The organism is Tenacibaculum lutimaris (assembly GCF_003610735.1).
Classification (GTDB): Bacteria; Bacteroidota; Bacteroidia; order Flavobacteriales; family Flavobacteriaceae; genus Polaribacter; species Polaribacter lutimaris.
Genome location: NZ_RAQM01000008.1, coordinates 100430 through 124916, shown reverse-complemented (window position 1 = coordinate 124916; position 24487 = coordinate 100430). Strand labels below are relative to the sequence as shown.

General features: G+C 32.1%; 18 protein-coding genes. 12 read left to right on the top strand and 6 right to left on the bottom strand.

The genetic code is table 11. The annotated features are described in order from the left end of the window. Positions 1–2: 2 nt before the first annotated feature. Entirely contained in the window at positions 3–1181 is a 1179-nt protein-coding gene (locus C8N26_RS06930) for an aspartate aminotransferase family protein (RefSeq protein ID WP_120186669.1), read from the top strand. Between the two features lie 46 nt (positions 1182–1227). Here the strand turns inward: C8N26_RS06930 and C8N26_RS06925 are convergent, their stop codons facing one another. Both C8N26_RS06925 and C8N26_RS06920 read right to left on the bottom strand, forming a co-directional pair. Continuing rightward, positions 1228–1683: a hypothetical protein gene (locus C8N26_RS06925; RefSeq protein ID WP_028892061.1), complete on the bottom strand. Its 456-nt coding sequence runs from the start codon at positions 1681–1683 to the stop codon at positions 1228–1230. Between the two features lie 131 nt (positions 1684–1814). Continuing rightward, positions 1815–3170 carry a DUF2971 domain-containing protein gene (locus tag C8N26_RS06920; protein ID WP_051435877.1) on the bottom strand — a complete coding sequence of 452 codons (1356 nt, stop codon included), beginning with the start codon at positions 3168–3170 and terminating at the stop codon, positions 1815–1817. 416 nt (positions 3171–3586) lie between these two features. On the opposite strand from C8N26_RS06920, the gene thrA reads away from it, so the two are divergent. The 4 genes from thrA to thrC are packed head-to-tail and all read left to right on the top strand — an operon-like array spanning position 3587 to position 8878. Further along, positions 3587–6028 carry a bifunctional aspartate kinase/homoserine dehydrogenase I gene (gene thrA / locus C8N26_RS06915; RefSeq protein WP_120186668.1) on the top strand — a complete coding sequence of 814 codons (2442 nt, stop codon included), beginning with the start codon at positions 3587–3589 and terminating at the stop codon, positions 6026–6028. Between the two features lie 3 nt (positions 6029–6031). Further along, the gene (locus C8N26_RS06910; RefSeq protein ID WP_120186667.1) at positions 6032–6661 is read left to right on the top strand and encodes a class I SAM-dependent methyltransferase; all 630 of its coding nucleotides are present in this window, start codon (positions 6032–6034) and stop codon (positions 6659–6661) included. After that, the gene (locus tag C8N26_RS06905; protein ID WP_120186666.1) at positions 6658–7587 is read left to right on the top strand and encodes a homoserine kinase; all 930 of its coding nucleotides are present in this window, start codon (positions 6658–6660) and stop codon (positions 7585–7587) included. Before C8N26_RS06910 ends, C8N26_RS06905 begins: the two co-directional genes overlap by 4 nt. Before the next feature lie 10 nt (positions 7588–7597). Further along, entirely contained in the window at positions 7598–8878 is a 1281-nt protein-coding gene (gene thrC / locus C8N26_RS06900; protein WP_120186665.1) for a threonine synthase, read from the top strand. 49 nt (positions 8879–8927) lie between these two features. Here the strand turns inward: thrC and C8N26_RS06895 are convergent, their stop codons facing one another. Both C8N26_RS06895 and C8N26_RS06890 read right to left on the bottom strand, forming a co-directional pair. Beyond that, on the bottom strand, positions 8928–12485 hold the full coding sequence (locus C8N26_RS06895) for an ABC transporter permease/M1 family aminopeptidase (RefSeq protein ID WP_120186664.1): 3558 nt from the start codon (positions 12483–12485) through the stop codon (positions 8928–8930). Positions 12486–12488: 3 nt separating this feature from the next. Continuing rightward, positions 12489–13370, bottom strand: coding sequence for an ABC transporter ATP-binding protein (locus tag C8N26_RS06890; RefSeq protein WP_120186663.1), 882 nt, complete (start codon positions 13368–13370; stop codon positions 12489–12491). Between the two features lie 205 nt (positions 13371–13575). On the opposite strand from C8N26_RS06890, the gene C8N26_RS06885 reads away from it, so the two are divergent. From C8N26_RS06885 to C8N26_RS06865, 5 genes are all read left to right on the top strand, one after another. Continuing rightward, on the top strand, positions 13576–14706 hold the full coding sequence (locus C8N26_RS06885; RefSeq protein ID WP_120186662.1) for a sensor histidine kinase: 1131 nt from the start codon (positions 13576–13578) through the stop codon (positions 14704–14706). Next, the gene (locus C8N26_RS06880) at positions 14699–15400 is read left to right on the top strand and encodes a LytR/AlgR family response regulator transcription factor (RefSeq protein ID WP_120186661.1); all 702 of its coding nucleotides are present in this window, start codon (positions 14699–14701) and stop codon (positions 15398–15400) included. The genes C8N26_RS06885 and C8N26_RS06880 overlap by 8 nt, the downstream gene beginning before the upstream one ends. A 67-nt stretch (positions 15401–15467) precedes the next feature. Beyond that, positions 15468–17240: an AMP-dependent synthetase/ligase gene (locus C8N26_RS06875; protein ID WP_120186660.1), complete on the top strand. Its 1773-nt coding sequence runs from the start codon at positions 15468–15470 to the stop codon at positions 17238–17240. Positions 17241–17312: 72 nt separating this feature from the next. Next, positions 17313–19085, top strand: a complete 1773-nt coding sequence (locus C8N26_RS06870) for an AMP-dependent synthetase/ligase (protein ID WP_120186659.1) — start codon at positions 17313–17315, stop codon at positions 19083–19085. Between the two features lie 42 nt (positions 19086–19127). Then, the gene (locus C8N26_RS06865; protein WP_120186657.1) at positions 19128–20750 is read left to right on the top strand and encodes a pseudouridine synthase; all 1623 of its coding nucleotides are present in this window, start codon (positions 19128–19130) and stop codon (positions 20748–20750) included. 83 nt (positions 20751–20833) lie between these two features. Here the strand turns inward: C8N26_RS06865 and C8N26_RS06860 are convergent, their stop codons facing one another. Continuing rightward, positions 20834–22129 carry an MFS transporter gene (locus C8N26_RS06860; RefSeq protein WP_120186655.1) on the bottom strand — a complete coding sequence of 432 codons (1296 nt, stop codon included), beginning with the start codon at positions 22127–22129 and terminating at the stop codon, positions 20834–20836. A 66-nt stretch (positions 22130–22195) separates the two neighbouring features. Continuing rightward, positions 22196–23005 carry a M48 family metallopeptidase gene (locus C8N26_RS06855; protein ID WP_028892073.1) on the bottom strand — a complete coding sequence of 270 codons (810 nt, stop codon included), beginning with the start codon at positions 23003–23005 and terminating at the stop codon, positions 22196–22198. Positions 23006–23137: 132 nt separating this feature from the next. On the opposite strand from C8N26_RS06855, the gene C8N26_RS06850 reads away from it, so the two are divergent. Together C8N26_RS06850 and msrB are read left to right on the top strand one after the other, a co-directional pair. Beyond that, the gene (locus tag C8N26_RS06850) at positions 23138–24010 is read left to right on the top strand and encodes an alpha/beta hydrolase (RefSeq protein WP_120186653.1); all 873 of its coding nucleotides are present in this window, start codon (positions 23138–23140) and stop codon (positions 24008–24010) included. Continuing rightward, entirely contained in the window at positions 24007–24474 is a 468-nt protein-coding gene (gene msrB / locus C8N26_RS06845) for a peptide-methionine (R)-S-oxide reductase MsrB (protein WP_120186651.1), read from the top strand. Before C8N26_RS06850 ends, msrB begins: the two co-directional genes overlap by 4 nt. Positions 24475–24487 lie beyond the last annotated feature (13 nt).

The window sequence follows — 24487 nt, the reverse complement described above, 5'->3', positions numbered from 1 at the left end:
CTGTGAAAGACGATTTTTTAAAACACCAAGGACAAACTACTCCGCATCCTCTAGCTATTGAAATTTCACATGCGAATGGTAGTTATATTTATGACAGCAACGGAAAAGCTATGTTAGACTTCGTAGCTGGAGTTTCTGCCAATAGTTTAGGACATAATCATCCGAAGGTTAATGAAGCCATAAAAAATCAGTTAGCGCAGTATACACACGTAATGGTGTATGGTGAGTTCATTCAAAAACCACAGTTAGAATTATGTAAAGCTTTAGCAGCAACTTTACCTCCTAACCTTTCGTCTGTTTATTTGGTAAACTCTGGTACTGAAGCTACCGAAGGCGCTTTAAAGTTAGCTAAACGCTTTACCGGTAGAAGCGAAATTATTGCCGCTAAAAATGCTTATCATGGAAATACCCAAGGAGCAATGAGCGTTTGTGGTGCAGAACAACAAAATAGAGCTTTTCGCCCGTTAATTCCAGGAAGTAAATTCATTGAGTATAACAACGAATTAGATTTAGAAAAAATCACTTCAAAAACTGCCGGAGTCATTTTAGAAACCATTCAAGGAGGTGCTGGATTTATCGAGCCTAAAAATAATTATTTAGCAAAAGTAAAACAACGCTGTGAAGAAGTTGGAGCCTTATTAATTTTAGATGAAATCCAGTCAGGTATTGGACGCACAGGAACATTTTGGGGTTTTGAAAATTACAACGTTACCCCAGATATTATTATCACTGGTAAAGGTTTAGGTGGCGGAATGCCAATCGGAGCTTTTATTGCTTCTTTTGAAGTGATGGATTGCTTAAAAGAACACCCGAAATTAGGACATATTACTACGTTTGGTGGACATCCAGTAATTGCAAGTGCTGGTTTAGCTACGGTACAAGAGATTACTTCCTCTAACTTAATGGAAGAAAGTTTACGAAAAGAAACGTTAATCCGTAATAAATTTAAAAATCACCCAAAAGTTAAAGAAATTAGAGGAAAGGGTTTGATGCTTGCTTTATTAGTGGATACTCCTGAAGAAGCTTCACAAGTAATTTTAAACTGTTTAGACAAAGGGTTGATTTTATTCTGGTTACTTTTTGAAGGAAGAGCCATTCGTATTACTCCTCCCCTAACTATTTCTGACGAGGAAATAGAAAAAGGATGTGATCTTATAGTAAGTGAGTTGGATAAGTTGTAATGAAAATATATCCAATTACAGTTTTACATCTTAGGTTAGCTATTTTTTATGTTTCATGTTGTCCAACTTTAATCACTTTTTCGTTTTCAAAGTAAATATCTAAAACATCAGGGTCAATATTGAATAGCCCAGGAACAAACCCAAGTCCATATGCGATATGATTTTCAGTATAAGAGTAATAATCATTACCGAGTAGTTTAACTATTTCCTTTTTTGTTTTTCCAATTAATATTTTACTGTCGATTATGTTTTCTGACATTTTATATCTCTCTTGTGGATTCGATTCCCACTCTTGTTTGTTAAAATCTTTTGTTGGGTAATAAGAAACCGAAAAAAACCACAAATAAATTAATCCAACATATAATATTGGACTAAAAATTACAGCTGGAATTATCGCTAAATATTTTCTGTTTTTATCATTTCCAAAGTTCCTCTTTTTTAAAATCCATTTGGATAAAAAATAGATAGGGATAGAAAGAATCAAAATTATTAATATGACCATTTATTCTTCTATTTAATTGGCTACAACGTGTTTGTGTATGGCTCGTTGCGGAAAATCAGCTATGATTTTCCGCCATAACCGAAAGATAGCAAATTGCAATGAATTCCGATTAGGAATTCAGCCGCAATGAGCTATACACGGTGTTGTAGGTAGTTATTTTTATCAAAAGGTTTTATTGTTCTAAATATTCCGTCATTGGAACAAAAATTTAATTTTCCATCATTGCTCACTATAAAATACTCACCATGAATATTTGGTTCGCAATCATCGTATCTATAATCACCATTTAGTTTTGTAGATGTGACTTTAGTAGAAGACTTACTCCCATCATGATAAATAGTCTCGAAAAATAAATCTTTATTTTCCTCTACAAGAATAATTCCACTGCTAACATATGGTGTTTCATCAATCCACTTTCCCAAGCTTTTTCTTTTATCATTAGTCAAGATATTTACAAGAGACTTTTCTTGCTCAAGAGTAAGTCCGTTTATTTTAGATTCTAATTTGTCTTTTTCATAAGTACTCATAGCCCAATATCCTTCTCCTTTTGAACCGTCCTTTATTGTATATGAAACAAATAGTCTTTCAACTTTCCTGAATATATCCTTTTTTAGTAGTTGAGCAATCCAATCCAATTGTTTTCTATTCACTTTGGACTCTAACTCTATTTCTACCATTCCCTTTATATCTCTAATATAGAGCTTACTATTAATAACGAAATTGATTGGTTTGCCTTTAGTTATTTCTTCAGGTATTTCCTTTAGGTATGTATATTTTTCTTTAGTTAAATCATTTATTTTAACCGCATCAAATTCATAAGAATTATGTTTTTGGATTATTTGATAAAATTGGACATTCCTACCTTTTAATCTATCAATCATTAATTCTTTTTCCTTTTCGTTCATATTTAAACCAAAATATATTGACTTCAAACAACTTGGTTCATAAGGGTGTTCTCCGTAAAAGCCAGTAACAATTCTATGTTCTTGTTCGTATTGCCACCTTTTAGATTTGTAGCCAGCTAATTTCTGTACGATTTGTTCTGATTTAGTGTTATTTATATCTCGTATTCCGTATTCTGGCGGTTTCTTATTATAGATAACAGGAAATGAAAAGGTTTCAAAAGATTTGTAACTGTTTGCTAATAATTCCAAATCATATTCGATACAAAAACCTCTATGACTATCTGCGTAATGTGCCCAAAGTAATTCGTCTTTAAAAGTTTTAGACAAAGAGTATATTCCTATTCCTTTTTTTTTGACATCAAATAGATTGTGAAGAGCTTTTTCTACTTCTGAAAACTGTTCCGATTTTTCTTTGCCAAATAGTTTAGCAAAGGTTCTAGATTGAACTTTGAAAGGGTCAGTATTTATTAAAGTTTCAAAAGGGTCATTTAAATCATCAAATTTAGGTGCCCAATAATAGTTTCTTTCAAGAGAGTCTAAATCTCGTTCAAAATTTCCTCCTCTGTATTTAAAGACTCTCATTTTCTATAATTACCTACTACGTGTTATAAGAGAACAAAAACTACTATTATCCATTTAATATTTTGGGATAAAACAAGTTTTAGTAATTTTTATTATTCTTATTTTTTTTAGCAATATAGTTGTATTTTGTGTACTATACAAAGAGGTTTTTCGTAAAAAAAGAACATATGTACTTGTTTTTTAAAAATAATTTATAATTTTACACTAATGTTTAACAACAAAAGAAATATCATCTCTATTCCAGCTGTAAGTATTACGGCTTCTTTTGTTGGCACAACAACTACAATTACTACTACAACCCTTTAGGGGTTATTTCTATACATATCATCATTCCGTATATATTTATTTTTTCAAAAGACTTGAAAACAGATAAATAGCTTAAAAAATCTTATTTTTAATTTATTATCCTTTTTAAAATGAACGTTTTAAAATTTGGTGGTTCGTCAGTAGCCAACCCTCAAAACATAGAAAAAGTAGTACAAATCATTGCCAATGCTTCAGCAAACAACCAACTAATTGTGGTGGTTTCTGCCTTTGGAAAAACTACCAATAAATTGATTGCATCAGCAGAACAAGCTGCTCAAAATAGTGCTAATTATCTCGAAAACTTTAAAGAAGTTGAATTAGTACACTTTGAGGTAATTCATGAATTAGTACCTAAAAATCAGCAAGAAGAAGTTAAAAATCACATTAACTCATTATTTAAACAGCTAAAAACCTTGTTAGAAGGTTGTTTTTTACTAAATGAAATTACACCTAAAACACTAGCTACCATTAGCGGTTTTGGGGAATTACTATCTTCTTATATTATTGCAAACATCGCTAGTAAAGAACTGGATGTTGTGTATAAAGATAGTAGAGAGTTAATTAGTACTTCTAATGATTTTGATAAAGCACAAGTAGATTTTCAATTAACTAACGCTAATTGTCAAGAGTTTTTTGCAACTAATAAACACCAAATAACACTCTTACCTGGATTTATAGCTAAAACGAAAGAAGGAAAGTCAACTACCTTAGGTCGTGGTGGTTCTGATTACTCTGCCGCTATTTATGCTGCTGCTATAAATGCTGAAGAATTACAAATTTGGACAGATGTTAGTGGTATGTACACTGCAAACCCGCATCTAGTAAAGCAAGCATTTCCTATTCCACATATTTCGTATCAAGAAGCCATGGAATTGTCGCATTTTGGTGCAAAAGTTATCTACCCTCCTACGATTCAACCTGTGTTGGAAAAAGAGATTCCTATTCGAATAAAAAACACTTTTGCCCCTGAAAATTCGGGAACACTCATTTCAAAAATTACAGAAAATGGAAAGCCTGTAAAAGGTATTTCTCATATTGAGAATATTACCTTATTAACTCTAGAAGGAAGCGGCATGGTAGGTGTTTCTGGCATTTCTAAGCGATTGTTTGAAACTTTATCGCTACACAATATCAATGTGGTACTTATTACACAAGCTTCTTCAGAGCACTCTATTTGTGTGGGAATTTATGATGAAGATGCTGAAAAAGCAGCTTTAAAAATTAATGAAGCTTTTGCTGTAGAAATAGAGCGTCATAAAATAGATCCAATTATTGTAGAACAAGGATTAGCCATTATTGCTTTGATAGGTGATAAAATGAGAAACCATCAAGGTTTAAGCGGACAAATGTTTAGTTCCTTAGGCAAAAACAACGTAAATATTCGTGCCATAGCCCAAGGTGCTTCAGAGAAGAACATTTCTGCAGTTATCAACAGTTCAGATGCCAAAAAAGCGTTGAATACCTTACACGAACAGTTTTTTGAGGAAAAAGTAAAACAGCTGAACCTATTTGTTACAGGTGTAGGAAATGTTGGTGAACGCTTTTTAGCACAAATACATCAACAAAAAAAATACTTAAAAGAACAGTTGAAATTGAATGTACGTGTTGTGGGAGTTTCCAATTCTAAAAAAATGGTTTTTGATGAAAGTGGCATCAGTTTAAAATCATGGAAAGAACAATTGCAAAACGGAGAAGCAAGTTCTTTAGACCTTTTTTTCCAAAGAATAAAAGCATTAAACCTTCGTAATTCAGTTTTTATTGACAATACTGCTAATCAACAAGTTTCTGAAGTATATGAGCGTTATTTAGCCAATAATATAGGGGTGGTTACTTGTAATAAAATTGCTTGTGCTTCTGAACTGAACAATTACAAAAAACTAAAGCATATATCTCATAAGTACAATACTCCATTTTTATTTGAAACCAATGTAGGTGCTGGTTTACCAATTATTGACACGCTTAAAAACTTAATTGCTTCTGGTGACCGAGTACATAAAATACAAGCAGTGCTATCAGGATCGTTAAACTTTGTGTTCAACAACTTTAATGAGAATATTTCTTTTCACGATGTTGTACAACAAGCACAGGAACAAGGATATACTGAACCAGATCCGAAAATTGATTTAAGTGGTGTAGATGTGGCTCGAAAAATATTAATTCTTGCACGTGAAAGTGGTTATGAATTAGAACTTTCAGACATCGAAAACAATGCTTTTTTACCTGAAAAGAGTATAAAAACTACGAATAATGAAGATTTTTATACTTCATTAATTGAATTTGAGAGCCATTTTCAACAAATATATAAAGAAGCTTCCAACAAAAACTGTCGTTTAAAATATGTTGCTGAATTTAATGATGGAAAAGCGAGTGTTGGCTTGCAACACATTCCTTTTGACCATCCTTTTCATAATTTAGAAGGTAGCGACAATATCGTATTATTTTTTACGGATAGATATCCTGTTAATCCACTACAAATAAAAGGAGCTGGTGCTGGTGCAGAAGTAACTGCTTCAGGGATTTTTGCTGATGTAATACGAATTGGAAATCAATAATGTATGGAAAAGCGTTATCAAAATATCATACAGATTTACAATACCGTAGCTCAAGAGTATCAAGATAAGTTTGCTAATGATACAGTATATAATCACAGTTATGACTTACTTCTGAAGCATATGAAACCAATTCATAAAAATGTGTTGGATGTAGCTTGTGGCTTTGGAAAGATTACTCACTATCTTTTAAATCAAACCCCTACACTTTCTGTGTTAGGAATTGATGCAGCAGAAAATATGGTGAATTTGGCAAAACAAAACAATCCGAAAGCTTCCTTTAAAGTGATGGATTGTAGAGAAATTAACAGTTTACAGCAAGGTTTTGATGTTATTATCTTCGGATTTTGTTTTCCGTATCTTACCAAAGACAACGTTTTAAAACTTATTGAAGAAGCTTCAATTTTGTTGAATTCTAATGGACTTTTATACATCAGTACCATGATTGGTGATTACGAAAAAGATTCTCGTATAACTACTAGTTCAGATGGAAAAAACTCCATGTTTATACATTATCATGAACCATCATATTTGATTGAAGCTCTAGAAGAACAAGAATTAAAAATTTTAGAAAATTACACCAAACTATATCAAGAAGGTGGTGATACCGACTTGTTTTTAATCGCAAAAAAATGAATTATATAAAAATATTTTCACCTGCAACTGTCGCTAATGTTTCTTGCGGATTCGACGCTTTAGGTTTAGCTCTCGAAACTGTTGGAGATACTATGACTTTTACAAAAACGGATGTAGAAGGTATAAAAATCACTCAAATAACAGGAGCAGATTTACCTTTAGACACACAAATAAATGCTGCGGGAGTAGTTGCTTTAGCTATGCTAGAAAAACACCCTGCTGATTTTGGTATCGATATTACCATTCACAAAGGATATACTCCTGGAAGTGGTTTAGGAAGTAGTGCAGCCAGTGCTGCAGGGGCTGCCTTTGGTGTAAATCAGCTGTTAGGAGGCATCTACTCCCCTCTTGAATTGACACAATTTGCTATGCTAGGTGAAGAAGCTACTTGCGGAACCCCTATTGCTGACAATGTTTCTGCTGCTATTTATGGTGGATTCACGTTGGTACGCAGTTATGAGCCTTTGAGTATTGTAAAAATCCCTGTTCCTGCTGATTTAAGAGTGGTAGCTATTCATCCACAAGTTGAAGTAAAAACAAAAGATGCTCGAGATGTGCTACCAACAGAGATTCCGCTAAAAGATGCGGTTACCCAATGGGCGAATGTAGGCGGATTAATTAGTGGATTACACACCAATGATTATCAATTAATCGCAGATTCCCTAATTGATATTATCGTTGAGCCAGCTAGAAAAACACTAATTCCTCATTTTGATTTAGTGAAAAAAGAGGCTTTAAAAGCAGGTGCTTTAGGAGCAGGAATTTCAGGTTCAGGTCCAACTATTTTTGCTTTATGTAAAGGAGATGCAACTGCTGAGAATGTTTACAAAGCAATTCAAAACACATACCAAGACAAACAAATTGATTTTAACATGATTCTTTCAAAAATTAATACAAAAGGAATCAAAATTTTAGAACAACACTAAATACGAAATTATGAACTATTATAGTCTCAATCATACATCACCTAAAGTTAGCTTTGAAGAAGCTGTAGTAAACGGATTAGCTCCTGATAGAGGGCTTTACTTCCCCGAGAATATTACGCCACTATCAAAAGAATTTATTGATAATATTGGTGAGTATTCTAATGAAGAAATTGCTTATGAAGCCATTCAAAAATTTGTAGGTGATGAAATTCCTAAAGACGTATTACAAAAAATCATTAAAGAAACAATCAATTTTGAGTTTCCTGTAGTACCCATTGAAGATAATATTGGTACACTAGAATTATTTCACGGACCAACCATGGCTTTTAAAGATGTAGGTGCTCGTTTTATGGCGCGCTGTTTAGGTTATTTTAACCGTGATAAAAATCAACAGGTTACAGTTTTGGTGGCAACTTCAGGAGATACAGGAGGTGCTGTTGCTAATGGATTTTTAGGAGTTAAAGGTGTAGATGTGGTTATACTCTACCCTAGTGGAAAAGTAAGTGATATTCAAGAAAAGCAACTCACAACTTTAGGACAAAATATTAAAGCTTTAGAAGTAGATGGTGTTTTTGACGATTGTCAAGACATGGTAAAAACTGCTTTTTTAGATGCGGAAATTAATCGTACGTTAACCTCAGCAAATTCCATAAATGTTGCACGTTGGTTACCACAAATGTTTTATTTTTTCTTTGCCTATAAACAAGTTTATAAACAACATAAAGAATTTGTCTTTTCGGTGCCTAGTGGAAACTTTGGAAACATTTGTGCTGGTATTATGGCACAAAAATTAGGATTGCCTATTAAACATTTTGTGGCTGCTACCAATGTAAACGATACCGTTCCTAATTACTTACAAAGTGGAGATTATCAACCAAAACCTTCTAAAGCAACTATATCGAATGCCATGGATGTTGGAAACCCTAGTAACTTTATTAGAATCCAAGAATTATTCAACAATAATTTAGAAGCTTTAAAAACCGCTTTTTCGTCTTTTTCTTTTTCTGATGATGAAACTCGTGAAGCCATGAAAAACATCTATCAAACCTCAACCTATATTGCCGACCCACATGGAGCTGTTGGTTATTTAGGGTTGAAAGAATATGGGTTACAAAATGAATTCGGGATTTTCTTAGAAACAGCCCATCCTGTTAAGTTTTTAGATGTTGTTGAAGATGTTTTAGAGGTAACCGTTGAAACTCCATCACAAATAGTATCCGTTATAGATAAACAAAAGAAAGCTATACAAATTAGCTCTTATCAAGAGTTAAAAGACTTTTTAAATGCATAAAAGCATCACTTAATAACAAAAACCGCCTTAATTAAGGCGGTTTTTGTTATTAAAAACTAAATATATTGTCTCTTAAATTTTCATCATTTCTTGTTCCGTAAGGATCTATAGCAATATAACTAGGTTTTTTATTTATTATAAACCTAACTTCAGTGAGTTCTTTGTTTATTCGACTGGATTTATAGTACAGCATAGTATTATCATCTTTTACAAGTGATGGATGGATTGTAAAAGCTCCTATTTTAATTGGTTCATTAATCCCTATTTCTTTAGTTTCTCCATTTTCTAATGTTTCAATTCGTTTTGCTTTTATAGTTGCAGTAACCTCATAGGTACCATTGGGTAGCTGTTTGTACATACTTTTTTCTACAGCCAAATCATAGGTTATTACCTTTTTAAACCAATCATCTATCAAATGATGATTTTCTTCTGAAACTATTTTATATAATTCATCTAATAGCTCAATAGTATGTGCTTTGGGAGAATTTTCAAATCGATATCGATCTGTGATAGTTTTTAATACTCTATTTACTTGCTGTTCCCCTATTAAGTCTCTCAATGCCATGAATACTGTGTATGCTTTTCCATATGATATATAGCCTTCATCCTGTACTTTATAAATTGGAGGTTCTTGAGTTCCGCCGAAAGCTCTTCCGAAGAAATAACGTCTTCTTGCTGCTTCTGCCAGTTCATATAGAGCACGTTTTCCATACATTTTTTCCATTACTACAGCTTCAGTATACTTTGCCAATCCTTCTACAAATAAAGCCCCTCCTGCAACAGGTTTAGCTGTTAATGTATGTCCCCACCATTGATGCGCTACTTCATGAATTGTTCTTTTTGAAACTAAATTAAATGTGTTTTCTTCACGAACATCTGATAAATACAAACGGTCTTCCACCATACTAATAACTCCTGGATGCGCATACCCTCCGAATGACCAATGAGAAGGCACTTCTGCTATACGAACATGATTAAAGTTATATGTACCAAAATTTTCTTGACAATACGCTAAGGTTTCTTTGGTACTCTCTTCTATTTCATCAATATTAAAATTATGATTTGAATGATAATATTGCTCAATAGAAATACCTTCATACTTTGCTTTTTTAACTTGATATTTCCCCGAAAAATAGGCTACCATGGGCAATATTTTCCCTTGAGATTTATAATGGTAATAATTTCTATTATTTTTTGACCAAGTCTTAATCAAATCTCCAGAGCTTATAGCTATTTGGTCTTTACTTGTGGACACAATAGTTTCAAATTGTACTTTTTCAATTTTAATATCTTCAAGAGCTATATGAGCATCTGAATTATCTTCTTCTATTCTCTCAGGTAATCCTCTTTTTTTACGCTCAATTCTGTCTACTATTTCATATCCAGAAGCATACCCAATAATAGGTTCAAAATTTCTGTATGTTATATACGTTCCGTCATAAACAATACTTTTATCTTCCTCATACCCTTTTAGTTCTTTTTCAATAGCAAAAGTATATACTACTGAATCATTGGGTTTGAGTTTTTCTTTAAATTCAAATACATACGCTCCATGTACTGTATCTTTCGTAGTCAAAAGAGCATTTTTTATATTAATATGCTTTACAGGAATTCGTTCTGTTATTAGTAGTTTGGATATTACTTCATTACTCGTGTTTTTTAAAATGTAATTTGCTTTTACAGTATATTTTCTTTCCTTTGGAAAAATAGCTACTTCCGTTTTTTGTGAGGTTGGATAAGGCTTTTCTAATACTTGATATTGCTTATACATACGTTCATAATTTTCACTAAAATTTAAATAATCATTTTCAGTTTGATAATCACCAACAAAGTTTGTATTGTAAAAGACCAAGCTTGCCATACCAATAGCTACGGAAAGGAAAGTTAAAAACAATACCTTTTCGCCTAAGTTGCATCCTTGTTTCAGTTGCTCTACTTTATAAGAAAAGTCTTTTACCATTCCTCTGTTCCATATCTTAAAAGCCAATAAGATTAATAGTACCCCTATACTTAACCAATACAAACCTAAATGATTAAACAACTTAGCATTATAGGCATAGGCATTCATACCATTAAAAGTTACTCTAGGCATAAACCCTATACTTGTTAAAGGGTGTTCTAATCCTAAAAGGTTAGCTTTCATACTTATTATAACAAACAGACCGAAAGCTCCCATTCCTATATATTTACTCTTAGTAATACTATTTATAAATATGGCTAGCATAGCATAAATAACCAATTGTAAACCATAATAATAAAACAAAGATGTGTACATACTGATATCAATATCAGTAAAGCCTAAACTTACTTGAAAAGCTATACACATAAGCACTCCTGATGCTATTAGTAAGATTGGTAGTAATGATAGACTGGTAAACTTAGCAGTAAAAAGCACCCAGTTTTTTACAGGAGTAGCGCCCATAATCAGATTAAAATTGACACTGTGCTCTCTCCATACAATCTCTGAACCGTAAAAGATTAGTAGTATCAATCCAAAAAGAGTTAGCGGACTTGTTATGAGTTCGATTAATTGATTTATAACCGGATAAATACTCACTCCGTATTCACCTCCTTCAAGAACAGTTGCATACAATTCTGAAAAAACAATAATTAACCACATACCTAGTATTACTAAAAAAGGTAAGCTCTTAAATACGCTCTTTAGTTCTAACCGTATTAGCGATAACAGTGATTTTATTTGTGTAGCTACTCCGTATGTTCCATTTATAGGCTTGTATGATATAAGCTGTTTTTTCTCTTTCCTTGTTGTCTTTTCTTTCTTAACTTTTTTTGTAGTCATTCTAAAAGAAAAGGCTTTATACGTTAGTAACAGCACTCCTATAGAAAGCGCTATCCAAAGTATTCTATTCAATAAAAACAACCCTGAAAAAGAAAGCAACTGTATGTTTTTTTGATATGCTGTCCAATATTGAGTCTGTTCAAAAAAAGCAGCCATACCAAAAGAATCTGCTATTGCGGCTACCGACATCATTTCTGGTGATGCTGGAACAGATTGTGCTAATAATGGTGAGTTTAAGAAAATAGAACTTACAAAATACAACATGTAAATAAATACTGCACTTGCATAAGTGGCTATACTGTTTTTAGTAAGTGTACTGACTGAAAATATTAAAGAGGTACAGATAAAAATATTAGGTAACACTAAATACAACCAAGGCTGTAAGTAGTTTAATACATTAAAATTCCCTAGTCTTTCAGCGTCTAAATTAGAAAAATGATTCCCGAAAATATAGCCAATAACAAAAGGGGTAAAAGCAACTACACTAAAAATAAAAGTGCCTAAAAAACGGCTCCAAAAATAATTATTCTTTTTTATGGATGAACTGTAAATTAAGCTTTCCATGTTATGCTGCTTATCTCTTATAATAGCTGTTACCGCGAAAAGCATGGTTATAAAAACACTACCTAAAGTAAAAAGACCTGTATGAAAATAAACTTGATAAACAGCGTTAAAATTAACTCCTGTAGGAGCATGTCCTTGGCTTCCTGTAAAATATCCTAAGCCTAGAAACAAGACTGCAAATATGGGAAAAGCTCGTTGTTTTAACTGATAATATATTTCAAATTGCAATAATTTCTTAAACATAGGTTAGGCTTTTTTATGGTGAAACAATGTAGCAAAGTAGTAGTCTTCTAAATTCGGAGTGATTCTTTCAAACCCGTTAGATAGTGAAGTCTCAGAAAAAACTCTTATTTGTGTTTCTCCTGACACTAGTTTGGTTGAAATAACCTCGTACATTGTTTTATAGTGCTCAAGGTCATTTTTAGTTATAATTTTTGTCCAAATATTATGTTCAATACTTGCTACTAATTCTTTTGGATTACCTTGAGAAATGATTTGACCTTCCGATAAAATTGCCATTTGTGTACATAAATTTCTAACATCCTCTACTATGTGAGTAGATAAAATAACAATTACGTTCTCTCCTATTTCACTCAGAAGATTTAAAAAGCGATTGCTTTCTTCAGGATCTAACCCAGCTGTTGGTTCATCTACAATAATTAGTTTGGGGTTGGCTAATAAGGCTTGAGCTACCCCAAAACGTTGGCGCATTCCTCCAGAAAACGTATGTACTGCTTTTTTTCTGTGTTGGTAAAGGTTTACTTGTTGTAATAAAGAAGTTACTTGCTCTTTTCGTGTTGAGTTATTAGTAATACCTTTCAGAATAGCTAAATGATCTAACAATTTTTCTGCTGATATTTTAGGATACACTCCAAACTCCTGAGGCAGATACCCTAGGTGTTTTCTTATCTCCTCTGGTTTATTAATAATATTGTAATCATTAAATACAATTTCTCCAGATGAGGGTTCTTGTAAAGAAGCGATGGTACGCATTAAAGAAGATTTACCTGCTCCGTTAGCGCCTAATAAGCCAAACATTCCGTTCGAAATTTTTAAGTTTATTCCATTTAGTGCTTTAACTCCGTTAGGGTATGTTTTAGTAAGGTTTGTTATAGTTAATGTATTCATATAAGATTCGTTTTGTTTGCAACAAATCTCTAGCATCTTACCTTTCTTATAAATTAAAAATGATGTACTATATTCTTTTCAGCACACACCATATTCTTTTAATAGCTAACTTATGTTTGACTAAAAAAACTATTCATTCATCTAAAAAACAACAGTGTTTATCAATATAATTGTGAGAACAGTTTTACATGAGTAATTTTGAGGTATGATAGATTTTTTAAAGAAATACAAAGCTTTTCTTATTGGATTCTTAATTATTGTTCCATTATTCATCTTATTAGATTATCTGAATTTTCTAAATATACCGAATGATCAACCTGTTGAGGTTATTGTAATTACTGTTTTTTGGGCACTTGTTATTGCTTTACCCATACATAATTATCAATACTTAAAAAGGAAAAAGAAAGCTGTATTTGGTATTGCTGTTCTTTTTGTACTACTTTTTATTACTGTGCTTATTGATTCATTTATGAAGCTTCCAGATAATCCTATCACCTTCATTCTATTAATGATATTTTGGTGTGGGCTAGCTTATTTTTTAGTGCCCAACTTCATAAAAAAATACTGGAAATTCATAGCACTACTATACACACCTCTACTCTTATATTTTTTATACCTACGATTATTTTCTGGTGACTTAGAAGCTTATTTAAAAGTAAAGCAAGAAACTCCGTTCTATATTTTCTTCATACCCATTCCTATCTTCTTTTTTCTTTGGGTTTTTGAACAATGGAAATGGATACAGGAGCTAAAAAAAGAAAAGTCTAAAACAGAATTATCACTCTTAAAAACACAAATAAACCCGCATTTTTTCTTCAATACTCTAAATAACCTGTATGCCTTAACAGTTAAAAGCTCACCCCAAGCACCAGAAGTTATCTTAAAACTATCTGATATGATGCGCTACACAATTTATGACGGGGAAAAAGAAACTGTAAAAATTTCAGAAGAGATAGCATACTTAAATAATTACATTGAACTACATAAAATCCGTTACAGAAAGTCTGTTGAAATTACCTTTAACCATAACATAGGTACTAATCTAAATATTCCGCCACTACTATACATTATTTTACTTGAAAATGCTTTTAAACACGGTATAGAAACACTAGCAGAAAATGCTTTTATTCATGTCAATTTATATGATAATGATGATTTTATTTACTTTGAAATAGAAAACAATTTTGATCCTAATGAAATAACTAACTCTAAAGGAATTGGACTGCAAAATTTAAAACGAAGATTATCTTTGTTGTACAAGCAACAACATGAACTAAATATTGATATTACAAACAACATTTACAAAACACTTTTAAAAATACCGAAGCATGCTTAAATATATAATTATTGATGATGAGCCTTTAGCACATGAAATCATAACGGAATTTTGTAGCATGCTACCTCATGTTCAATTAGAAAAAAGTTGCTATAATGCTATGGAAGCTATGCAGTTTTTAAATAAACATACAGTTGATTTTATGTTTTTAGATATCAACATGCCTAAATTAAAAGGATTGGATTTTTTAAAGACGCTGTCTAATCCTCCAAAAACCATTATTACTACCGCCTACAAAGAATATGCTCTTGAAGGGTTTGAGCTAAATGTTGTAGACTATCTTTTAAAACCTTTTAGTTTTGATCGTTTGGTAAAAGCTGTAAATAAAGTATCAGATACTGTATCTACAAAAACAGTCCAAAAAGAAAGCATACAACCAAGTCAAGTCAATACCAGATTTTTTATTAAAGGAGATAAAAAACACCATCAAATTGATTTAAGTGATTTGTTATTTATAGAAGCTTATGGAAATTATACTAAACTATTTTTAACAGATGAAATGATTATAAGCCATGAAAAGATTTCTCATTACGAAACTATGTTAAATGAGAACAATTTTCTAAGAGTACATAAATCGTTTATCGTTGCTATTGATAAAATTAAGTTTATAGAAGGAAATCGTATTATAATTCATGAGCATAAGGTTCCTATTGGTCAAACCTATAAAAACAGTGTTAGTAAACTTTACAACTAACCTCAATTTATTTTTTTAATTATCTCTTTTATTTTCATAGATTTATGCATCAACCAAAACCATTTAAATGCATATATCTTCAAAAGTTACACGTCTTTTTGATTTCCCCTATCACCAACTAGAAAACTATCCTCAACAACACTGCTTAGTTTCAAAAGTAAACAATGAATGGAAAAGTATATCTACTCAAAAATACATTGAAGACGCCAATATCATAAGTAAAGCTTTACTAAACCTTGGTGTTAGACCTGGAGATAAAATAGCTATGATTACTTCTGTAAATCAACCAAAGTGGCATATTTTAGATATAGGAGTTATGCAAATAGGAGCTGTAAATGTACCTTTATATCCTACTTTTTCAGAAAAAGATTATGCCTATATCTTAAATCATTCTGATAGTGTTTATTGTTTTGTTTCTGATGATGAACTTTATCAAAAAGTAATAAAAGTTCAAGAACAAACACAACTTAAAAAGGTGTTTACTTTTGAAGATCTAGAGACAGACTATGGATGGAACTCTTTCCTAAACCTTGGCAAAGATGAAACCCATCAAACAACAGTGAATGAATTAAAAAAAGCTGTAGAACCATACGATTTAGCTACTATTATCTATACCTCAGGTACTACTGGAACTCCAAAAGGAGTTATGCTTTCACACAATAACATTGTTAGTAACGTTTTTGCTGTAGGGAAAAGACTCGATTTACAAGGAAATAAAAAAAGAGTTATTAGCTACTTACCTATTTGTCACATTTTTGAGCGTGCAGCATCTTATTATTGTCAATATATGGGCTTTGAAATTCATTTTGCTGAAAGTATTGATAAAGTTGGGGATAATTTACGTGAAATTCAACCTCATTTTATGGCAGTTGTTCCTAGATTATTAGAAAAAGTTTTTGATAAGATAGTTGATAAAGGAAGTAATTTAAAAGGTATAAAAAAACGCCTATTCTTCTGGGCATTGCAACTAGGAGAACAGTATAAACCATACAAAGAAAATGGTTGGTGGTATGAGTTTAAGCTCTCTATAGCCCGTAAACTTATTTTCTCAAAATGGAAAGAAGCTTTAGGCGGACAATTAGAATTTATGTTAGCGGGAAGCGCTCCTACACAAGCTAGACTTGTTAGAGTATTTACAGCTGCAGGAATTCCTGTTTTTGAAGGCTACGGACTTACTGAAACTTCTCCTGCTATCTCTGTAACCGATATGCGAAATAATGGCTTTAAAATAGGAACAGTTGGGAAAGTTATTGAAAACGTAAGTGTAAAAATAGCTGATGATGGAGAGATCTTAGTTAAAGGCCCTAACGTAATGATGGGTTATTATAAAGATTTAGAAAAAACTGACGAATCTATTGAAAACGACTATTTTCATACGGGAGATATCGGAGAACTAGATAATGAAGGTTTTTTAAAGATTACGGATAGAAAAAAAGAAATCTTCAAAACTTCTGGAGGTAAATATATTGCTCCTGCTATACTAGAAGGTGAATTAAAAAAATCACGTTTTATAGAACAAGTAATGGTTATTGGTGAAGGAGAAAAAATGCCTGCAGCATTAATCCAAATAGCTTCAGAATTTGTTCAAGAATGGGCTAAAAGACATAACCATACTATTACAGATATAACTACAGATAAAAAACTAATCAAACGAATTCAAAAAGAAATTGATTTTTGTAATGAGAAGTTTGGTAAATGGGAGCAAATAAAACGTTTTGAAATTACTCCTGATGAATGGACGACAAATTCGGGGCATTTGACTCCAACATTAAAAATGAGACGAAAAATTATCTTAGAAAAATACAATAATCTCTACCTAAAAATATATAATCCTCAATAAATCAACCAGTAACCTACAACTTGTGCAATCGGGGTATTTTTCATACTTTGCAGAGCCCAAAAATTTGAACATATGTCGATTGAAATTACGCGTCTTTTTGATTTCCCTTATTATCAACAAGAAAATTACAATTTAGATAACGCTTTTACCACAAAATATAACGGTAAATGGCAATCAATATCTACAGAAGAGTATATTAATAAAGCTAACGCTATAAGTAGAGGTTTATTGCGACTAGGAGTACAACCTAATGATAAAATCGCTGTAATTTCAACTAATAATAGAACTGAATGGAATATTTGTGATATAGGTGTATTACAAACAGGAGCACAAAATGTCCCTATTTATCCTACCATTTCTAAAGAAGACTACGAATATATTCTAAACCACTCTGAAGCTACTTATTGTTTTGTTTCTGATGATACAATTTTAGAAAAGCTAAATCAAATAAAAGCGAATACTAAGCTGAAAGAAGTTTTTACTTTTGACGATATTAAAGGAGAAAAAAGCTGGCAAGAAGTTTTAGCCTTAGGTGAAGATAATAGCAATCAAAATGAAGTTGAAGAACGTAAAGATGCTATTAAGACAGATGATTTAGCAACTTTAATTTATACTTCAGGAACAACAGGTCGTCCTAAAGGAGTTATGCTAAGTCATAAAAATGTAGTTTCAAATGTACTAAGTAGTGAAAAACGTGTTCCTTTAGAATATGGCCAAGGTAGAGCTTTAAGTTTCTTACCTGTTTGCCACATATTTGAACGTATGATTTTGTATTTATATCAATACTGTGGTATTTCTATCTACTTTGCAGAGGCTATTGATAAATTGAGTGAAAATGCTCAAGAAATCAAACCAAATGTTATGACTGCTGTTCCAAGGTTGTATGAAAAAATCTACGATAAGATTTATGCCAAGGGAGCTGACTTAACTGGAATTAAAAAGAAATTGTTCTTTTGGGCTATAGAATTAGGTTTACAATATGAACCTTATGGAGCTAACGGATGGTGGTATGAAAAGAAACTAAGCATTGCTAAAAAACTTATTTTCTCTAAATGGCAAGCTGCCTTAGGTGGAGAGTTAAAAATAATGGTTTCTGGTTCTGCTGCATTGCAACCACGTTTAACTAGAGTATTTACTGCTGCTGGAATGCCAGTAATGGAAGGTTACGGTCTTACTGAAACTTCTCCTGTAATTGCTGTAAACGATATGCGTGATGGAGGTTTTAGATTAGGAACTGTAGGTAGATTAATTGATGGTGTTGAGGTTAAAATAGCCGATAATGGAGAAATCCTAGTAAAAGGACCAAACGTAATGCAAGGGTATTACAAAGATCTAGAGAAAACCGCTGAAGCATTACAAAACGGATATTTCCATACAGGTGATAAAGGTGAATTAAGTGAAGATGGTTTCTTAAAAATAACTGGACGTACTAAAGAAATGTTTAAAACCTCAGGTGGTAAGTATATTATTCCACCATTGTTAGAAGGTCAATTAAAACAATCTCGTTTTATTGAGCAAGTAATGGTTATTGGTGAAGGCGAAAAAATGGCTGCTGCTTTTATTCAACCAAACTTTGAGTTTGTGCGTGAATGGGCACAAAGACATAACGTTACCGTAGGAGATAACAAAGACTTGGTAAACAACCCTAAAGTAATAGAACGTATTCAAGAAGAAGTTGACTATGCAAATACTAAGTTTGGTAAATGGGAAACTATTAAAAAGTTTGAATTAACCGAAGAAGAATGGTCTATTGACGGAGGACAGCTTACCCCTACCATGAAAATGAAACGAAATATTATCAAAGAAATGTATAAAGACTTATACGACAAGATTTATAGAGATTAATTGTTTAAAGTGTTGTGAGAGCAACACTTTTTCTTTTTTAAGATGAGTAAAATTATTTCTTTTTCTTCGGATATTTCAACTATTGAATTACCTAAAAAATTCGATTATCCTTATAATTATTCACCTCACACCTTAGCTCAAATAGCTACTAAAGAATTACAAGAGTATTTAGTAAACCAAACCGATTTTTCTCACAACTTCGGAATCAAAAAACCTGAGGATGTAAAAGCGCTTGGAAAAATGTTTGGAGTATTAGTTATAGAGCAACAAGATGGAAATTTAGGATATGTAGCCGCTTTTTCAGGAAAACTAGCTGAAAGTACACAACATAAATATTTTGTTCCGCCAATATTTGATGTGTTAGATGCAAATGAATTTTATATTAAAACAGAAGAACAGCTCAATGAATTAACTCATAAAATAGTAAGCTTAGAAAACGCTTCTGATTTTATTGAAATAAAAAAAGTATATCAAGAAACACAACAACTACACGACAACCTTTTAACAAAAGAGCAGTCTAAAATTAAACAACGTAGAAAACTTAGAAAAGAATTAGCAAAACAAAACAACCAGTTAAATATTAACGAAGAGTTTTACTTACGTGAATATGAAGTGTATTTAAACGATAAAATAGCTCCTTTAAAAAAAGTATACGACACAAAACAGCAGCAAATTGAGGAGTTAAAGCAGAAACGAGCAAATATTTCAGCCTGGGCTCAACAAGAAATATTTAAAAAGTATGCTTTTCTTAATTATCGAGGAGAAACTAAAAACTTATTAGATATTTTTACTGACTCTACACAAAATATTCCTGCTGGTGCTGGTGATTGTTGCGCTCCTAAATTACTTCAATATGCATACAAACATCAACTAAAACCTATTTGTATGGCCGAGTTTTGGTGGGGTAAGCCTTTGCAAACCTCTATAAGAAAACATCTAAACTACTACCCTGCTTGTACTGGTAAATGTAAACCTATTTTAACACACATGTTACAAGGAGTAACTGTAGAAGAAAACCCATTAGTGGCGCAATTAAAAGAAGAAAAAGAAATTACTATTATTCATGAAGATGCAGATTTATTAGTAATCAACAAACCCCATGAATTATTGTCAGTTGTTGGTAAAGAAATTAAAGATTCTGTTTTTAGTCGTATTCAAAAATTATATCCAAAAGCTACAGGTCCGTTAGTTGTACATCGTTTAGATATGTCAACCTCTGGAATACTATTAATAGCAAAAAATGAAGACACTTATAAAGCTTTACAGGCACAATTCATTAATAAAACTGTACAGAAACGCTACGTAGCTTTATTAGAAGGTGTTTTAAAAGATAAAAAAGGGATTATTGAGTTACCACTTAGAGTAGACCTAAATGATCGTCCTAAACAGCTTGTTTGTTATAAACATGGAAAAAAAGCACTCACTAAATGGGAAACTATAGAAACTTTAGACAATAAAACCAAAGTGTACTTTTATCCTGTAACAGGACGTACACATCAATTACGAGTTCATGCAGCTCATCATTTAGGTTTAAACACAGCTATTGTTGGAGATGATTTATACGGAAAGAAAGCAGATAGGTTGTATTTACATGCTGAAAAAATTACGTTTGTACACCCTACTTCAAAAGAACAAGTAAGCTTTATTGCTCCTGCACCTTTTTAATCGCAGTGCGATAGCCCAAAAAACCCTTAAACTTATTTTAAAATAGTTTTAAGTATTATTTGTGTAGCTAATATTGCACAATTTTATACTACATATTTTGTCTTTTTAAGTGTGCTTAAAATAATAAACGAAGCTAAAAAGAAAATAGCTAAACACAACACACTCCACTGCATAGAACCTGTAATTGCATTTAATGCTCCATATACAGCTGTTCCTAAAACAATTGCTATTTTTTCGGTAACATCATAAAAACTAAAATACGTGGCATGATCTTCTGTTTCTGGTAATAATTTTGAATACGTAGAACGTGTTAAGGTTTGAATAGCTCCTTGTACCAACCCTAATAAACCTCCTAACCCATAAAAATAGATATCAACATACTCTTGAGATTTATCTAAAGAAAAAGCACAAAAACAAACTAACATCCACACTGCAATCGTTACTTTTAAAGCAGTTATATTTCCCCATTTTTCTGAAAACCTTGAAAATAAAACAGCTCCTAAAATTGCAACAATTTGCACCAATAAAATGGTAATAATTAAACTCGTAGAAGACAACCCTAATTCTGATGAACCAAAAATAGCTGCCATTAAAATAATAGTTTGTACACTAATACTCAATAAGAAGAAAGAAATTAAAAAGCGTTTTAAGGTTGGGTAATTTAATAGCTCTTTAATTACTATTTGTAACTCTCTGTACCCTTTCCATATATAGTCTTTTTCAGGTTTTTTGTTGTATACATTACCTGGTAAACGTTTAAAAGTAACTTGAGCAAATCCTAACCACCATAAACCTACCATAACAAATGAAATTCTAGACGCCATTCCTGCACTAATACCTAAAGTTTCAGGAAACATAATCATAGCTAAATTTATTAGTAGCAAAATAACAGAACCAATATACCCATATACAAAACCTTTGGCACTGGCTCTATCTTGCTGTTCTGGATGAGCTACCTCTGGTAAATAAGCATTATAAAATACCAAACTTGCCCAAAAACCTATACTTGCTAAAACAGTAAATAAGATTCCAATCCACACAGTGTCTATTCCATCAAAAAAGTACAAACTCATTACCGATAATGATCCTAGTGTACAGAAAAACTTCATAAACTTTTTCTTACTTCCCGTATAATCTGCAATACCTGATAAAATTGGAGAAATAAAAGCTACTACTAAAAAAGAAAACGATAAAGCATAGCTATATAAACTATCTGGATGCTCCCAATCCATACCCAAAAAGCTTACAATTTTACCTTCCGTTATTCCGCTGTAATACAACGGAAAAACAGCTGTACTAATTACTAATGAATATACTGAATTGGCCCAATCGTAAAATGCCCATCCATTAATTAACTTCTTATCGCCTATTTTATACATATTCTTATAATAAAAAACCGCTCATTTTTTAATGAACGGTTCGCAATATACTATAATTTATCAATCTTACTTAGTCGGAGCCACATTGTATTTTACCGCTAACTTTTTAGCTTCTGGTAAAAAGTTTCTTAATGTCTGAATACGCGTTTGGTTAGATGGGTGTGTACTCATAAACTCTGGTGGTGCTCCACCTCCAGACCTTTCACTCATTCGTACCCATACTTCAGCAGCTTCTTCTCCTTTATACCCTGCCATGATCATAAAAACTAAACCTAATTTATCTGCTTCGGTTTCATGTTCTCTACTAAATGGCAACATAACTCCTACTTGCGTTCCTAATCCGTAAGCCATATTCCACATTTCAGCATTTTTACTATTTTGAGTACTTAATGCTAAAGCTACTCCTCCTAATTGTTGTAATTGTCCTGTAGACATACGTTCTTGTCCGTGTTTCGCAAATGCGTGAGCTACTTCATGTCCCATTACTGCAGCTACTCCATCTTCATTAGCACAAATAGGCATAATACCTGTATAAAAAACTACTTTACCTCCAGGTAAACACCAAGCATTAACTGTTTTATCTTCTACTAAATTAAATTCCCATTTATAGGCATCAGCTTCAGCTGACTTACCATTAGCCCTTAAAAAACGATCAACCGCTTCAGAAATATTTTTCCCTACACGTTTTATTTGATTCGTTTGTTTAGTATTAGTCGACAATTTATTTTCCTTTAAAAAAGTTTGATACTGTGCAAAACTCGCTGGTAGTATTTCAGCATCATTTACAAAGTTTAATCTTTTTCTTCCTGTAATTGGTACAGTACTACATTCCGCTAAAAAAATAGCTAATAGTGTTAGACCTATAATTTTTTTCATTGTTTAATAGTTTAAAGTTCTATGTTCTTGGTTGTATATTTTGTGACACGAAATTAATTTATTTGTCACAAAACTGGCAATAAATTATGAGTTTAAAGCTACAAATTCTATCTTTATCTAAAAAACTAATTCATGAATTTTATACATTCAAAAAACGCTTTACCTAGTATTAAAATTCCAAAACCAATTATTTTATCCGCTAAAGTTTTACAGTCTATTTCTAACAATTTAGCTACAAAATTTGGAGTAAAATTATTTACAACTCCTGTTAGCTTTCCGATACCCAAAAGAGAAAAAGTAATGTTAGAAAGTGCTCAGACTAAAACTATAAATATTCCTGCTATTTCAAGAGACATTCAAATATTATCTTACGGATACTCAGCTAAAAAAGTATTGTGGGTACATGGTTGGGCTGGAAGAAGCACACAATTATATATGATTGCTGATAAGTTACTAGAAAAAGGCTACATGGTTATTTCTTTTGACGGTCCTGCACATGGAAAATCTACAGGAAAAACAACGGAAATGCCAGATTTTCTAGAAACCATTGCTGAAATTGACAAGCAATATGGACCTTTTGAAGCAGCTATTGGTCATTCCTTTGGTGGTGTATGCTTGTATAATGCATTTTCAGAAGGTTTTACTGTAAACAAATTGGTTACCGTGGGAGCAGCAGATAAAATATCAGATGTTATTTTAAACTTTACAAAGAATTTGCAAGTAAAACCAGTTATAGCCCACAAAATGAAACATTTTTTTGATAAAAAATGGCAACGTAATATCGATTTACACTCATCGAGTGTGAAAGCTAAAAATGTAGATATTCCTACTTTAGTCGTTCATGATTCTTTTGATAGCGATGTGGATGTAAGTTGTGCTATAGAAATTCGTCAAAACTTACAGAACGGAACACTTTTAATTACTGAAGGATTAGGGCACACCAAAATTCTTCGTGATGCAAAAGTAGCTTCTAAAATTGTCGATTTTATTATACAACCATCATGAAAAAAATAATATTTCTATTCGTGCTAACTTTATTCTTATCATATTCTGCAAACGCTCAGAAACATAAAAAATATAAAATCAATAAACCGAATAGTGAATGGAAAAAGTTACTCACACCACAACAGTATTTTGTGCTAAGAGAATCAGGTACTGAGCGTCCTAATTCTAGCCCTTTAAACTTTAATCATAAAAAAGGAATGTATGTGTGCGCTGCTTGTAAAACTCCGCTTTATAAATCTGAAAATAAATACGACTCAGGTAGTGGTTGGCCATCTTTTGATAGAGCTATTTTAGGAAATGTAGAGATAGACACCGACTATAAACTTGGATATGCACGAACAGAATTAAAATGTGCTAATTGTGGTGGACATTTAGGTCACTCTTTTGATGATGGACCAAAAGAAACCACCGGTAAACGTCATTGTATTAATGGGGTTGCTTTAGAATTTATTCCAAAGAAATAAGATTTTAGATACA